This is a genomic window from Xanthovirga aplysinae (genome assembly GCF_009711365.1).
In the GTDB taxonomy this organism is placed as follows: Bacteria; Bacteroidota; Bacteroidia; order Cytophagales; family Cyclobacteriaceae; genus Xanthovirga; species Xanthovirga aplysinae.
This window is the reverse complement of sequence record NZ_SMMB01001257.1, coordinates 1-15,273: the sequence shown is the minus strand read 5'-3', so window position 1 is coordinate 15,273 and position 15,273 is coordinate 1. Positions and strand designations below refer to the sequence as shown.

Sequence of the window (15,273 nt, the reverse complement as noted above, 5' to 3'; positions counted from 1 at the left end):
CAGGAATCCCCCCGCCCATTCTCTAACTATGTTGGTGAAGCAGTATTATTGGGGGGTTAATTCGGATGAAAAAAGCAATCATTTTAAAAAAAATCTTATGCATGTTGGAAAGAAATACACTTTGAAACAAGTGTTTTTATGGACAAGGAGAGAGACCCTGATTTTTGTATTATTGGCATTGGTGCCAGTAATTCTTTATGAGGTTTTAGGTTTTAAGTGGCTGGCTATTCCCTGGCTACCAATTGCCTTGGTGGGTACTGCGGTAGCATTTTTAATTGGTTTTAAAAACAATGCTTCCTATGACCGACTTTGGGAGGCCAGAAAAGTATGGGGTGGAATTATTAATGCCAGTAGGACTTGGGGCATTATGGTAAAGGATTTTGTGACGAATAAGCATGCTGAAATTCCTCTGGAAGAGGAAGAGCTGAAGGCTATTCACAAAAAGATGCTCTACCGACATATGGCCTGGTTGGCGGCTCTTAGGCATCAACTGAGGGAAGCTAAAGCCTGGGAGAATATGGAGAAACCTCATGCAAAGGAGTACAAAAATAATTACACTATTCCTGAACACGAGAAGAGCTTGAAGGAGGAATTTAATTCTTTTCTTTCAAAGGGAGAGAAGGGGTATATTTTATCTAAAAAAAATAAGGCTACACAGCTTATTGGTCTACAATCGAAAGAGCTGAGGGAATTGCTGGATAAAGGATTGATTGAAGACTTTCGACATATGGAAATGGAAAATATGTTGAAGGAATTTTATACGCTTCAGGGAAAGTGTGAGCGTATAAAGAATTTTCCTTACCCAAGGCAGTTTTCTACCTTTAATCAGTATTTTGTTTGGCTTTTTGTTTTGCTCATTCCCTTTGGGATGCTTCAGGAATTTGAAAAGCTTGGAGAGTTTTTTACCTGGTTGACGATTCCATTTAGTGCATTGGTGTCCTGGGTTTTTCATACCATGGAAAAAATAGGAGAGGCCACTGAAAACCCGTTCGAAGGAGGCGCCAATGACATCCCGATGACTGCTTTAAGCCGTACTATTGAAATCGACTTGAGGGATTTGTTGGATGAAGAAAATTTGCCGAAACCAGTAGAAGCAGAGAATAGTATTTTGATGTGAGTTGGTTTTAAAAATCTACTTCTAGTGTTTTAAAATTTAATTTCATAAAGGAAAATACCTCTTGTCAAACCGTTTGGGCTTTCCAAGAGGTATTTCTTTTGTCACCTTAAAAAATTGGGCTAGAGGTTCCGATATGTAAACTTATCCTAACTATCCCACCAAACTCTTTGGGTTAAGCCATTTTCTTTTGGGGTGTTTACATTAAAATCGACTTCCGTTTGTGGATATGGGAACCTTCTTGGCATATCTGCAAAGTTGTCAGTGGTGGGAGTTAACTCCGGATATCCAGTTCTTCTCCAGTCATTAAACGCTTCCGGATGATTAAACAAAGACACATATTTTTCTTCTATTATTTGTTTAATTGCTGCTTCCTTTGTGTCGGCCAAATTTAATTCCTCAATATAAAAAGCAATAGCTTCTTCCTCTACACCAACCCATTGCATTGATGCTTCTATTGCAGCTTTAAAAGCTTCATTGGCTTCTTCATTTACCCCTTCCGAACGTACTAAGGCTACTGCTTCTATGAATTTCGCCTCAGAAAAAGAAGCAAATAGAAAGGGTGTTTCTTTATTGGCCCAGTAAGGGCCAAGTTCTGCATATGCAAACCCAGTAACGCGATCCTCAAGTTTGGCTGGCCAACCCACCACTTGACCGTCGGCATTTGGTGTAAATAATAAGTTTATACGGGGATCCTCTTTTTCATTCATAAGATCTATGATAAATTCTCCCATTCCCATATCTCCTTTTCGATTCGAATTGAATTGTGCCAGCGGATTTGCTCCATTTTCACTAAATTTAAATGCTGCATTATCAGCACTACTATTGAATCCTCCTGCTTTTAAGGCTGCTAAGGCATCAGAGGCTGCGGATGCTTCATTGATCTTAGAAAGGTGTAAAGAAAGGTTTTAACTGAGAGAGGCTGAAAAAAAAGATGGTGAGTGAAGCAATTAACCGTTTGAGTGTTTCCTAAATTATTTTGAAATAAGATGTGAGAGGTGAAAGGTGAAATGGAAATAATTGGATATAAGATTGTCCTTTTGCTCGGGTTTTGTAGAAATTAATGTTCAACAGGAAGATCATTCTAAATGAAAAGCTTTCATTTTTTATTTAATTGAGGAGGGTGTTTGGAGGAGAGGAAAAAGGTAAATGGGAGATAGAGTATGTATTTTAGTATGGGAAAATTGTGTTTAAAAAACACAAAATGACATAAGATCTTCTTATGTCATTTTGCGAAAATTGAAGAATTAATCAAGGACTAAGCCAACACCTGTGAAGGTTCTTTTTTATTACTTGTTACCAATTGATAAACACAAGGGATAACAAGCAAATTTAAAATCGTTGCTGACAAAAGTCCTCCAAGGATTACCACGGCCATTGGACTTTGGATTTCACTACCAGGTTCTCCTCCCTTCAAAACAAGGGGAATAAGGGCCAATCCAGTAGTAAATGCTGTCATCAGGATAGGGTTGAGCCTGTCTAAAGCCCCTTCCCTAATTAGTTCCAATCGGTCTCTACCTTCTTTTTTCAGGTCTTCGTATCGAGAAACCAGCAGAATACCATTACGGGTAGTAATGCCAAATAAACTGATAAACCCAATGGTGGCAGCAATACTTACAATCCCGGAAGTAAAGTAAACGATTAGAATTCCACCGATTAGCGCCAAAGGTAAATTGATCAATACTACGAAAGCCAGTTTAATATTTTTAAACTCAAAGTACAACAGGAGGAAGATGACTAGAATGGCCAACCCTGCTGTGATCAGTAATAATTGAGAGGCTTTGGCTTCACTTTCAAATTGTCCTCCATATTCTACTCGGTACCCTTCAGGGAAGTCAATGGTACTGTTGATGGCTTCTTGTATTTCACTCACCGCACTTCGTAAGTCTCTTCCCTGCACATTGGCCGCAACCACAATTTTACGCTGAACATCTTCCCGACTTATTGTATTTGGACTACTAGCCGAATATACAGTGGCCAGCTGATTCAATGGAAGAGTGCCACCATTTGGTAAACTTATAAGCGCTGCTTTGACTTTTTCAATTTTATTCCTGAAGTTTTCTTTGTACCGTACCACTAGATCAAAGTACTTTTGGCCTTCATAGATCTCACCTACTTCTTCTCCGGCTAAGGCAATATCTACTTGTTCCATTAAATCTCCAACGGTCATACCATAGGCTGCTAATAGCTGGCGCCTTGGTGTAATTTTGATCTGAGGAACTTCAATTTGTTGGGCAACAGCTACGTCAGCCAGGCCTTCAATAGGTTTTATATTTTGTTCTATATTTTTGCCTACCTCATAGAGTTGCTGTAAATCCGGACCAAATATTTTTATCGCAATATTGGCGCGGGTACCGGAAAGCATATGGTCAATCCTGTGTGCCAGGGGTTGGCCTAGGGTAATGTTTACTCCAGGTACGATACTCAGTTTTTCGCGGACCTCTTCAAAAAAAGCCTCTTTGCTTTTATCACCAAGGGTGAATGGCACATCAATTTCTGCAGCATTGACACCCTGGGCATGCTCATCCAGTTCCGCTCTTCCTGTTCTGCGAGTTACTACCTCTACTTCTGGGAACTCCAAAAGTAGTTTTTCCACCAATCTTCCGGTTTTATTGCTTTCTTCCAGAGACATACCTGGAGGACCTACTACACTGATGACCAAGGAGCCTTCGTTAAACTCCGGTAAAAAGCTCCGTCCAAGTTTGGTTGTTAGGCCCAAGCTTAACAGAAAGGCAACTACTGTCATCCCCACGATTATTTTTGGAAAACGCATAGCCCCTTGAAGTAAGTAGGCATATTGCTTTTTAAGCCACCGTTCCACTTTTGTACCATCAGCTTGTTTATTTAGTACCTTTTCACTGCCCAAGAGATAGGAGCAAAGTACGGGGGTGACCGTAACAGCTACCACCAGGGAAGTCAATACGGAGGTAACAAAAGCAATACCTAGAGGCTGTAATAATCTGCCTTCCATACCACTTAAGAAGAATAGGGGAACAAAAGCCACAATAATGATGAGAGTAGCAATAATAATAGAACTCCTGATTTCAATTGAAGCTTCTTTTACAATGGTTAATATTGGTAAACGTTCAACCTTAGGCTTCCTAATATTTTCTCTTAAATGTTTATAGACGTTCTCCACATCGATGATAGCATCATCTACCAAAGCTCCAATGGCAATGGCCATACCGCCAAGGCTCATGGTGTTGATGGTGTACCCTAACAATTCCAAGACAATGATGGAAACTAATAAGGAAATAGGAATGGCGAGCAAAGAAATCAGGGTAGTTCGCCAATTCATCAGGAAGATGAACAAGACAAGGACCACAAAAAATGCACCTTCCAGTAAGGTCTGATTCAGATTACTGATGGAAGCCTCTATGAAATTCGATTGCCGAAATATATGACTTTGAATCTTTACCCCTTCAGGAAGAGACTTATTTAAGTCGGCAATGGCTTTATCTAGTTCCTCCGTCAAAGCCAACGTGTTCACATCCGGTTGTTTTGAAATAGTCATGATGACAGCAGAGGAAGCATTAAGGGAGCCATCCCCGATTTTGTCAGCGGTACCAATTTGTACATCAGCCACGTCTTTTACTTTGATGCTTTGCCCATTGACTTGTTTGACCAAAGCTTCCTTTAAGTCATCCACCGCATAGGCTCTGCCACTTCCCTTTATAATGTATTGGTTACCATGCTGATTGAAGAATCCACCTGGAGCATTCACATTGGCTTCCTTTACTTTTTCTATTAATTCGGGCAGGTTCACCCCAAAATGTTTCATTTTTTCAGGGTCGGCAAAAACCTGGTACTGCTTATAATCTCCGCCTGTGACGATGACATTGGCAATTCCTCCAATGGCTTTAAGTTGTGGACGGATAGTCCAGTCTGCCAGAGTCCGCAGTTCCATGGGGGAAAGGTTATCGGAACTTACCCCCAAAAGCATGATTTCTCCCATTATAGAGGAGATGGGTGCCATAGTGGGTACCCCAATGCCTGTCGGTAAATTTCCACTTACCATTTGCAAGCGTTCACTCACGATTTGTCTTGCACGGTAAATATCCGTACCCCAATCAAATTCTACCCAAACAATGGAGATTCCTGCTGCGGAGGATGAACGAATTCTTCTCACATTAGGCGATCCGTTTAAAGTGGTCTCTAACTGATAGGTGACCAGTTTTTCCACTTCTTCTGACTCCATTCCATGCGCTTCAGTTAAAATTGTTACTGTCGGAGCAGTGAGATCAGGGAACACATCCACATTCATGGTGCGCGCTACATAAAGACCACTGATACTCAATATCACAGCTCCCAATAACACCAGAAGACGGTTTTGGAGTGATATGGATAATATCTTGTTTAACATACCTTTTCCATTTTAATGTTCATGCCCATGTGCTGGCGTTTGCCCGGACATGGAAGCCATTTTTACCTGGTAGACTCCTTTTGTGACCACCACTTCACCCGCTTTTAATCCATCTGTAATTTCTATATGGGCACCGTTTCTTCTTCCAGTTTTTACATTTCTTCTTTCGAAGCTTTCACCGGACAATTGCACAATAACGGCGTAATTCCCATAGTCTTCCAATAAGGCTGCTTCAGGAATAAGGATGCTTTTTCGAGGATTCCCTACAGCAATTTGTACCTCCGTAAAACTACCTTCCGGCATATCTACTATTTCATTGACATCGGCATAGACCGGAATCAGGGGTTTATTCCTTTCCACCTCTTTGCCGACAGAAAGTACCGATCCTCCGGATTTCTTAAGGTTTGACCATTGTCCGTTTTTAGGTTGGTACCAAATGTTGTGGATGGTTTTAAGAGCTGTACCATAAGTTGAACTAGCATGGGCTTCCAGTAAAACGGAACCTTGTCTTCCAATGCTCACTAAGGGAGCTCCTTGTTCTACATAAATTCCATTGTTCACATGAATGGATTTGATAAATCCATCGAATGGAGCCCGGACTTGCTTTCCACCTGCCACATATCCTGCTTTCAAGGTTTCATAGGCTAATTTGCTTAGCTTATAATTGTTTTCAACTTCTTCGAATTCAGATTTAGGAACAATCTTGGAAGCATACAGCTTTTGTTTACGGTTATATTCTGCCTCCGCTTTTTCATAGTTTGCCCTGGCTTTTGCTATCTCTGCTTGTAGGTTGTTAGTAGCTAACCCTTTACTACTAATGGTCATTAGCAGTTGGTTTTTCTTAACTTTAGTGCCCTCAGTCAAGTTTTCGATTGTAAAATGGGCCAAACCGGATGCATTGGCTGCCAACGATCGATTGGCACTTGGGGTGTCTTTCCAGACTCCAGAGGTGTGAATCACATCGTAGATTTCGCCCTGAATTACCGGGGCCGTTTGGAATTCCATTTTCCAGGCTTGCTCTTTCAGAAAACTAATAGCCCCTGCTTTTTCATCCTCTCCTCCCAGTTTTTTTCTGGCTTCCTCAGTAGTGGCAAAAACTTGCACCTTTTTGATTACAATTCTGTCCTGGTAAGAAGGTGCTTTAATATCAAACACCAATTGATGTACACCAGCAGTTTTAGGCTTCAGGGAAGGCCTGAAAATACCTGGTGATGAGGCTTTTTCTACTGTTTGCCGAATACCTTTTCCATCTTTAATCAGGCTTACCGTTATTTCACCTTCTGTTAGTGCTTGGTGCCCATCTAAAATGGTCAAGTGAGTGGCAAATCGGCTCGTTTTATTCACCACTAAAGCAGGGAATTCAACAAATAATTCTGTTTTATTTGTCCAAGCGGTTACATCCTCAGTTGGTGTTCCTTCCCCCGCATGGTTATGGCCACCCTCTTCATCATGAGGGTGACCATGGTCTTCTGGAGATTGGCAGGAAGCCGCCAAAAACGCAAAAAATATTATAAAGATATATCTCATTTTTTTCTCTTAATGATCCTAATTAATGATTATGATGTTTACTGCCATCTTCGTGTGTATGATGAGTGGAATCAGCCTTGCTTTCTGAAGAATTACCTTCCAAAGTGAATTCTTCTTGCTCATGATTCTCATCGTGCTCATGTCCATGCTCCCCTGCTTTGTCATCATGATCATGTCCATGACCTTCATCCTCATGCTCATGGCCGTGGCTTTCCTCTTCATGGTCATGTGCTTTTTCTTCAGTTCCATGTTCATGACCATGTGCTTCAGTGGCATGTTCATGTCCATGCTCTTCTTTCTTTGTAGATTTTGAATTACAAGCAGCAGCAAAAAGAACTAGGGCAGCGATGATAATACTTTTGATTTTCATAATTTCAGTTGTTTAAAGGGTTATAATTGATGTATTAATAATTCAGACTTTAATTGATTTAGGTTATTTTCCATTTGGAGCATTTTGTTGTATGCCTGGTGGTAAAATTGTATTTCCAGGTGATATTCTAGAAATGAGATTTCTCCCAACTCATAGGCTTGCAATAACAAACCGTCGCTGTTCAATCCTTCCAGCGTCATTTGGTACTCTTGGAATTTTTTTAGCAAAAGCTGATATTGATTATATTGATCCTGAAAACTGGTATAATATTCAGTAGTAGAGGCCTCAGTATGGGATTTCTGATATCGATATTGGGCTTTAGCAGCTTTGATTTTATTTTTACTGCTCCACAAGGGAATGGAAATGCCACCATAAAAACCGGAAAACCTTTGTCCCATAGTGTTTTGAGAATTATATCCAACGGTTAGGTTGGGTAAAAGCTTGTTTTCTTCCACTTTAAGCTTTTGAAAGGAAACATCCTCATTGCTTTTCAGTGTCTGGAGGTTAGGATCACTACTTAATTTAGCTTGCCAAATACTGTCTAAAGGAGCTAATAACAAATCTTCGGTAAATATGGAGGGATTAAAATCGATGTATTTTCCTCCATTCAGTTTTTGAAGGTTAAGCATGGTGGACTTTATTTCATTGTCAATTTGATCAATATCAAATTGTGTTTGTAACCAGGCCACATTTGCCTTGTTGAGCTCTAATATGCCCAGCTGCTCCTTTTGATGCAGTTCTTTTACCTGATCAAAGACTTTCTTAGCCTGCTTTATCCTTTGATTTTCTATGGCTTTTCTTTTTCGCAGAGAAATTAGCTCCAAGCAATGTTTTTTTGCTGAAAGCAATATGTTTTGTCGAAGCTCAGTGTACTTTAAATGCAATTGCTGCTCTTTTTGACGGATCCATTTTCCCCGGGCAGCATATACCGTTGGGAACTCAAAAGATTGTGAAACCTGAAATTCCCTATAGGTGGAATTGGAGGTTTTATCTCCAGTCGTTTCATTGCCTGCTTCTGTTCCGAACGGTAGGTAGAAAGCAGAAAGCTGTGGATCAGGCAAATTGTTAGTGGTTTTAAACTCAAGTTGTTGACTTTCCTTATAGTTTTGGAAAGCTTTTAGTTCCTTGTTGTTTTGCCCTATTTCTCCCAAAACCTGATTTATTTCAGAGGTTTGAGCTTTTACCCCATAGCATAGCAGGAATGCACAAAATGTGCATAGGATTAGTTTATACATAAATTAAAATTTTAGGTAAATCGCAGTATAAGATTCCTTTTACAAAAGGGAATCTTTAATAATTGCTTAATAAATCTTATTGAATTTCTGGAATAGGATTACGTAGAGCCCTAAATGGAGCTACCTATGCCTGTTTCTTATTTGATTTAAGAGATTTAGCAAATGTTAGTTGATTAAATGAAAGCGGACCAAAGTCCTAGCCAGGGGCTTCTTCATTTTTTGGGAGCTTGATCAAGAAATCCAGGTGTAGTTGTGAAATTGTTCAGCCTGTAAATGGTATGGAGAATTTTTTACAATACAATGAATAAGTGTTGTGAGAACGTAACCCAGTATCTTATTCCAGTACCTTAATTACAGTAGACAATTTTTTACCTACGGTCTTCTTTAAAAAAAGCTCAACTAACTACCAATACAGGAGGTGCTCTTAATGAGGGGTTAAACAGGTATTTCCGAGGTCTTAATCTTTGATGATAAGGGCGGAATCTTTTTTGGGGTTCTTTAAAAGTATGTAATAAAATTAGAGGATTCTCTCGATAGACCCCAATTAATAAGTATTTTGCTTTGGTGTTTTTTGCACCCATATTGCCTAACTCAAAAAAGGCATGTGAATGATTCGTATGGGAATGATTTTCTAGTAATATTCTAAAGAAGTTACTGTCCGACTCTTGCTTTTGTTCTTTTTTAGGAGAATGACTGTGAGAATGATCATGATGGTGATCGTTATGAGATTCCTCCATATGTTCATTCAAAGCACTGGAATCTTCTGTTAAATGATGCAGATTCGCCAAAGCATTATGGAGCATGATCAGACTGAAAATGCTGAGAAAGAATATGGCTTTTATTTGAGTTTTTATCTGCATCAGCAGCAAATATAATAAATTATTTTTAAGAAGTAATTAGGTTAATGGAAGGACTAGTTGGAGCCAAACTCCCCGAAAGGTTCATTAATGAGGATAGTTTTAAACTGGGGTATTGGTGATTGTTGTTTTAGATGACTTAGGCAAAAAAGATAAATTTGTATGAAGGTGAGGGTGATTTTTATTTTACTCGAAGGACCTTAAAGCGTGGTTAAGAAGAATTAATGTTTTCCACAGCAAGGTAAAACTTCTCCTTTGGAATTATCCTGAAATTAGTGACATAGTATGAAATTAGCACATAGGTTGTATACTGTGTGGTATGAAAAATATAATGGAATTCTAAATGCGTTAAAGTTCGAGTAATCAACTAATTAAATTAAATGACGGGTGAATGACGGGTGAAGTTCCGGCCTTTGTTTTGGACGATTTAGTAGTTGAACAGAAATTGCGAACAGAATTATTAGGTCCAAAAATTATGTTGCTACGTTACTTGAATTTTATACTTTTTGATCTGGGAGTATTGCTCACACACCAGATTGCTATCGGTCAACCATCTGTGATTTTGCAAAAAAAACGGTTTACGAATTGGTTCAAATTCATGAAAATTTTGAAATCTCCAAAGGTGCCTTTACCAAACTTCAACCAGAGCGGGATTGGTACCTTTCAGAAGAAAAATTGAATTTGGTTTTTGACAGTATTTATGGCACTCTCAATATAAGCCTAAGAGTTAATTGGAATACAACACAAGGCTGACTACTGTTACTTCAGTGGATCTTAGTGGTCATTTAAGAGTTTGTACATCCAATAACAAAATAAGAAGGAAGGTACCAATCTTTTGCAATACGACGAAAGTAAAACCCTTGCTTTCTTTTGGAAGGGGCGTCCTTTGGATAACCAAATTATCACATCGATTTCTGACGAAATTAATGGAAAGAATCCCGAAATGAATTTTACATTACAACTTATTAAATAAAATGAATAAGCTAAATAAATTAATCCTTGTCCTACTAGCAATATTATTTGCCAACTGTTCTTCAAAGGAGACAGAGGTTGAAAGTTATTTTGGATTTTCAATTCCAAAAAATACTCTGAATAGTTATCTCGAATCAAAGATGAGGGAATTCAACATTCCTGGACTTGCAATTGCGATTATAAACAAAGGTGAAGTTGTTTATCGCATAAACTTTGGGTATGCCAATCTGGAGCAAAAGATACCCGTAACGGATACAACCATTTTTGAAGGAGCTTCCATGTCCAAATCTGTATTTGGATTTTTCGTAATGAAATATGTGGAAGAGGGCAAATTGGACTTGGACAAACCGTTACATGAATACCTACCTTATCCAGACATTGCTTATGATGATCGATACAAAAAAATAACGGCCAGAATGGTTTTGAGTCACCGGAGCGGTTTCCCAAACTGGCGGGAAAATGAGCCAGATAAGAAACTAAGAATCAAATTTGAACCGGGCACGGATTATCTGTATTCAGGGGAAGGGTATCAGTACCTGGCCATGGTACTGAAACATATTGAAAATACAGATTGGGCCGGATTAGAAGTTGCTTTTCAAGATAAAATAGCCCAACCATTAGGAATGGAACATACCGTTTTTATTCAGACCCCTTTCACAACAAAGTACAAAGCTGAACCTTACGATGAAAATGGAAAGTGGATTGATTGGAAAAAAGACTATTGGAATAACAAAGAGGAGGGTGTGTTTGGTGCAGCTTTTTCTATTCACTCCGAGCCCTTGGATTTTTCTAAATGGATGATTGGGGTAATGAAGGAGGAACTCCTGTCAAAAGAAAGCTATCATGAATTATTAAAACCTCATTCCAACGTGCCAACAGATGATTTGGATATTTCATACACATTGGGGTTCATGAAATTTCCTTTTATCTTTACAAACACCTACGGACATGGTGGAAATAATGAAGGTTTTACCAGTTTTTTTACATTGAATACCACGAAAGATTGGGGGTATGTTCTTTTCACCAATTCGGAATATGGTGAAAAATTGGGGGAAGATCTATTTTTTTATCTGCTACTGGGACCATACCTAACTATCCCATATATAATAAGAGGTATTATTAAATTAATTATTTTAGCTGGTATAGGAATTTTGATAAAGTTTATAATTCTTAAGCTGGCATGGATATGAGAAGTTTTTATTAACAGTCTAATGAAACAACCAGAATTAGGAAGAAAGATATTTGAATTAAGGAAGGCGAAAAGGTTAACTCAGGAAGAGTTGGTCGAAAAGTGCAATATTAGTATCAGAACGATTCAAAGAATAGAAGCGGGAGAAGTCACTCCCCGAGATTATACAATCAAAACAATTCTGGCTGCTCTAAACTATGATTTGGATCAAATCTCCAATGATATAGACGAAAGTAAAAAGGGAAGCTCAAATAGGCTGCGAAAATTCTTTTTGATCGAGGGTGATCAATCTGACGATTACTACATCAAGCACATGAATGTCGCCTGGGTTTTCGGTATCTGCTATACCATCTTAAGGTTTATTGAAGGTGTAGCAGAATATTCCAGATTCTTCGAAGAGTTAATTTTTAGCGATTTCACATATTCCATTATAAAAGTGGGTATAGTAGTTACATTTGTTCTCTTTCAACGCGGGTTTATAATTATTGGAACTTTAATAGAAGATCATTTACTAAAAATGATTTCTTCTGTATTTATTGGAATAAGTATATTGGTTTTTGGATTTGATCTTGTTTCAATCTTATCTGATTCTATTGATCTTGAACTGGTTATTTTTGTATATGCCATTTCTTATGGAGTGGTTGGAATGATTTACGGATATTCATTGACACGCCTTCCAACTTCTTTGGGGGAAATGCCCAAAATTGCTGGTTTTCTTGAAATTATTGCGGCACTTTTTTCACTTTCGGTCATTCTATCATTTATTGGGCCATTCATTTTGATCCCAGCCGAATTGCTGGAAATCATGATTATTTATAAAGCGGTTGAAATGATTCGAATGAAAGAAAAAACCAATTCTTCGCATAGCCTGGGTTCAAACGTTATAAGCTAACTAAGCTATTTGCAAAGAGAAATGCAATGTGCTAGCTTAGATAAGTTTTAAAAGGATTTGGCCTGGGACGTTTAGCTGAATTGTGGGTAGCATTACCTATGAATGGTTAGCGGAAATTGGTTAATAGAATTGGGTAGCATTTGTAAAGTCCCGCCTTTTAATAAATTTAAACGATGTTGTGGTTTGAGATTAGAGGAAAGAATAATACACTCTATTCCACAATTCTCATAGTAAGAGATAGGCTGTAATTTGGATTTGACTGGGGAGAATTCAGCAAGAGTTGTATTTAAATAAAAGTAAAAATTTATGAAGATAGCAGTAGTTGGAGCACACCGAACGGGTAAATCAACATTAATTGAGGAGTTAAAAGGGTCACTTCCAGAGTACATTTTTAAAGATGAGCCTTATTATCTCATGGATGAGGAAGGACATATATTTTCTGACATTCCTTCCCTTGATGATTATATATTACAGTTAGAATTTTCAATTGAATTAATAGCTGATAGTGAGCAGGATGTAATTTTTGATAGATGCCCAATTGATATGCTTGCATACATCCAGGCTCAAAATGAATTGGATACTGATTACCTGAGTTTACTATATCACAAAGTCGAGAATGTAATCACAGAATTAGACCTAATTGTATTTCTTCCTATTGAAGAACCCGATGGGATTGGATGTGATGAATCAGACTTACCACAACTTAGGAAGGAAGTGGATGAAATTCTTCATGATTTAGTTTGGGATTTTGGTATTGAAGTGATGGAGGTTCAAGGGTCTCCATTGTCTCGGAAGAATCAAGTAATGAAACATATACAAAAATAAGTCTGAAATTTAGTTTTTTGAAATTCCAAACACTTCATTTGCTCAACCTTATCAGTAATTAAAAAAATATTTAATCAGAAAGTTTGAAATCAGAAAATATATTCATTTTACTTTTCAATGGATTTTCCGATTGGGAAATTTCCTATTTGACCCCTGAATTAAATAAAAGTGAAAAGTGTAAGATCAGATATTTTTCTATTGACGGTTCGGAAATAACGTCAATGGGTGGATTAAAGGTTAAACCTGACTTATCATTAGAAGATATTGAAATCAGTGAGGTTTCTGCTCTTGTTCTGCCTGGTGGAGAGGCTTGGGAAAAAAACGAAATCAAAGGAATTAATATACTTATCCAAAACTTGAATGTGGATAAAAAGATTATAGCTGCAATCTGTACAGGGACAACATTTTTAGGTCAACACGGCTATTTGGACAACATTAGCCATACAAGTAATGATATAAACTATTTAAAAGCGATAGCACAAAATTACAAGGGGGAAAATAATTATGAAAATACAACGGCAGTAACTGGTGAAAATATTATTACAGCAAATGGTACAGCTCCTTTAGAATTTGCTAGGGAGATTTTTGCAAAAATTAATTTATATAGTGAAAAAGATATTGAAAAGTGGTTCCAATTATTTAAAAATGGTATTTGGACGGAATAATGGTCAAATGGCAACACCTTGTATATGTAGTGCTACCGATAAGGAACATACCAAAACACATCACCGGTAGCCGAATTACAAAACTAAAACCACAGTCGCTCTCAAACTTTATTTGAGTACTTAAATCTGGGGGCTACTCATTTTTTCAAATTTTAGTCTTAGCATGAATTTTAGACCTTTCGATATTATAGTCTTGTTCGGCGCAATACAAGGTTTCACTTTGTGTCTTTACCTATTTCCAAAGAGAAAAGTAAACCTTCCCGCTTACTGGTTTTTTGTTCTCCTTGTAGCTTCCATCTCCTATTTTAATTTGAGTTATGGCCTAATGATGATGGAGGTAAATATTCATACGAATTGGCCTATACCTTATAAATATTTCATCGGAGTAGGTTTTTACTTTTTTATTAAATACCACGTACGATACCAAAACCTAGCATATTTTAAAAGAGAATACTATTTGATTATTCCAGCAGTACTGTATGGTATCCTTAGAAGCTACTGGTTTTATTTAATTGTTAGTGGTGAGAATACTGATATTACGTTGGATGTTTATAAAACTGGTTTTTTCACCTACAATGAATTTGCCTACTTGATATTTGATTTAGTCCTTTCCCTCTTTGTTATCAAATTTTTACATCAAGAAGAAATGAAGCTTGATACCTCTAAGAACAATTTGAGGAATTGGAGGTGGTTGAAATATTTTAGTTATCTATTCCTTTTATTCACTTCCCTTCACATTCTGAACCTAAGTATTATGGTTGGTTTTGATGCAACAGACAATTTCATGTTGTACACCATTATACTTATTATTAATTCAATTTTTATTTATTACACAGGATTCGTAGGTTTCTCTCAAGCTTCTACCTTGCTAAAACCTCTAAGACACTCTTCGAAGAATTTAAGTTTAGAAACAACTCTTGATATAAAACTCCAGAGATTGATGGGGGAGGAAGAAATATTTAAGAATTCCAAATTAAAACGGGCTGACCTAGCCAATAAACTCAAAGTCTCTTCAAAAGAACTTTCCGATTTTATCCGGGAAAGGTACCAGATGAGCTTCTCGGAGTACCTTAATTTTCATAGAGTTGAAAATGTAAAAAAACTTTTGAAATCATCAGAAGCTGAAAAGTATACACTTGTCCATTTAGCCGAACAATCAGGTTTTAGTTCAAAATCTTCTTTTAATTCAATATTCAAAAAAATGACAGGACTTACACCCCGAGATTATCGAAACTCCAAGTAAAAAACGTCCAGTATTTTTTTT

General features: G+C 37.6%; 12 protein-coding genes and 1 pseudogene. 7 read left to right on the top strand and 6 right to left on the bottom strand.

The genetic code is table 11. The features are described 5' to 3' along the window. The coding region (locus E1171_RS19715; RefSeq protein WP_246164439.1) for a bestrophin family protein at window positions 1–1,117 on the top strand (1,117 nt) is incomplete at its 5' end. 146 nt (window positions 1,118–1,263) lie between these two features. Here E1171_RS19715 and E1171_RS19710 read toward each other — a convergent pair. The 6 genes and pseudogenes from E1171_RS19710 to E1171_RS19685 form a co-directional block, all read right to left on the bottom strand. After that, a pseudogene (locus E1171_RS19710) lies at window positions 1,264–2,007 on the bottom strand (SusD/RagB family nutrient-binding outer membrane lipoprotein); the annotation flags it as partial. Between the two features lie 365 nt (window positions 2,008–2,372). Beyond that, window positions 2,373–5,477, bottom strand: a complete 3,105-nt coding sequence (locus E1171_RS19705; RefSeq protein ID WP_155207779.1) for an efflux RND transporter permease subunit — start codon at window positions 5,475–5,477, stop codon at window positions 2,373–2,375. Between the two features lie 12 nt (window positions 5,478–5,489). Then, complete coding sequence (locus E1171_RS19700) at window positions 5,490–7,004, bottom strand: efflux RND transporter periplasmic adaptor subunit (RefSeq protein WP_155207778.1); 1,515 nt, start codon at window positions 7,002–7,004, stop codon at window positions 5,490–5,492. 22 nt (window positions 7,005–7,026) lie between these two features. Then, entirely contained in the window at window positions 7,027–7,374 is a 348-nt protein-coding gene (locus E1171_RS19695; protein WP_155207777.1) for a hypothetical protein, read from the bottom strand. A gap of 20 nt (window positions 7,375–7,394) precedes the next feature. Further along, window positions 7,395–8,609 carry a TolC family protein gene (locus tag E1171_RS19690; protein WP_155207776.1) on the bottom strand — a complete coding sequence of 405 codons (1,215 nt, stop codon included), beginning with the start codon at window positions 8,607–8,609 and terminating at the stop codon, window positions 7,395–7,397. 395 nt (window positions 8,610–9,004) lie between these two features. Next, window positions 9,005–9,469 carry a hypothetical protein gene (locus E1171_RS19685; protein ID WP_155207775.1) on the bottom strand — a complete coding sequence of 155 codons (465 nt, stop codon included), beginning with the start codon at window positions 9,467–9,469 and terminating at the stop codon, window positions 9,005–9,007. A 388-nt stretch (window positions 9,470–9,857) separates the two neighbouring features. On the opposite strand from E1171_RS19685, the gene E1171_RS19680 reads away from it, so the two are divergent. The 6 genes from E1171_RS19680 to E1171_RS19655 all read left to right on the top strand — a co-directional run bounded on the left by E1171_RS19680 (window position 9,858) and on the right by E1171_RS19655 (window position 15,252). Continuing rightward, a complete protein-coding gene (locus tag E1171_RS19680; protein WP_155207774.1) occupies window positions 9,858–10,145 on the top strand; it encodes a hypothetical protein in 288 nt (95 codons plus the stop codon). Between the two features lie 295 nt (window positions 10,146–10,440). Beyond that, window positions 10,441–11,628 (top strand): serine hydrolase, encoded by a 1,188-nt coding sequence (locus E1171_RS19675; protein WP_155207773.1) that lies wholly within the window; start codon window positions 10,441–10,443, stop codon window positions 11,626–11,628. Window positions 11,629–11,649: 21 nt separating this feature from the next. Further along, the gene (locus tag E1171_RS19670) at window positions 11,650–12,519 is read left to right on the top strand and encodes a helix-turn-helix domain-containing protein (protein ID WP_155207772.1); all 870 of its coding nucleotides are present in this window, start codon (window positions 11,650–11,652) and stop codon (window positions 12,517–12,519) included. Window positions 12,520–12,825: 306 nt separating this feature from the next. After that, the gene (locus E1171_RS19665) at window positions 12,826–13,344 is read left to right on the top strand and encodes an AAA family ATPase (RefSeq protein WP_155207771.1); all 519 of its coding nucleotides are present in this window, start codon (window positions 12,826–12,828) and stop codon (window positions 13,342–13,344) included. Between the two features lie 83 nt (window positions 13,345–13,427). Continuing rightward, complete coding sequence (locus tag E1171_RS19660) at window positions 13,428–14,009, top strand: type 1 glutamine amidotransferase family protein (RefSeq protein WP_155207770.1); 582 nt, start codon at window positions 13,428–13,430, stop codon at window positions 14,007–14,009. Between the two features lie 163 nt (window positions 14,010–14,172). Beyond that, entirely contained in the window at window positions 14,173–15,252 is a 1,080-nt protein-coding gene (locus E1171_RS19655) for a helix-turn-helix domain-containing protein (RefSeq protein WP_155207769.1), read from the top strand. Window positions 15,253–15,273 lie beyond the last annotated feature (21 nt).

Bases quoted from the DNA above. Each gene is read 5' to 3' on its own strand.
- E1171_RS19700 (WP_155207778.1), bottom strand. From the start codon at position 7,004: ATGAGATATATCTTTATAATATTTTTTGCGTTTTTGGCGGCTTCCTGC.
- E1171_RS19680 (WP_155207774.1), top strand. From the start codon at position 9,858: ATGACGGGTGAAGTTCCGGCCTTTGTTTTGGACGATTTAGTAGTTGAA.
- E1171_RS19705 (WP_155207779.1), bottom strand. From the start codon at position 5,477: ATGTTAAACAAGATATTATCCATATCACTCCAAAACCGTCTTCTGGTG.
- E1171_RS19670 (WP_155207772.1), top strand. From the start codon at position 11,650: ATGAAACAACCAGAATTAGGAAGAAAGATATTTGAATTAAGGAAGGCG.
- E1171_RS19685 (WP_155207775.1), bottom strand. From the start codon at position 9,469: ATGCAGATAAAAACTCAAATAAAAGCCATATTCTTTCTCAGCATTTTC.
- E1171_RS19675 (WP_155207773.1), top strand. From the start codon at position 10,441: ATGAATAAGCTAAATAAATTAATCCTTGTCCTACTAGCAATATTATTT.
- E1171_RS19695 (WP_155207777.1), bottom strand. From the start codon at position 7,374: ATGAAAATCAAAAGTATTATCATCGCTGCCCTAGTTCTTTTTGCTGCT.
- E1171_RS19655 (WP_155207769.1), top strand. From the start codon at position 14,173: ATGAATTTTAGACCTTTCGATATTATAGTCTTGTTCGGCGCAATACAA.
- E1171_RS19665 (WP_155207771.1), top strand. From the start codon at position 12,826: ATGAAGATAGCAGTAGTTGGAGCACACCGAACGGGTAAATCAACATTA.
- E1171_RS19690 (WP_155207776.1), bottom strand. From the start codon at position 8,609: ATGTATAAACTAATCCTATGCACATTTTGTGCATTCCTGCTATGCTAT.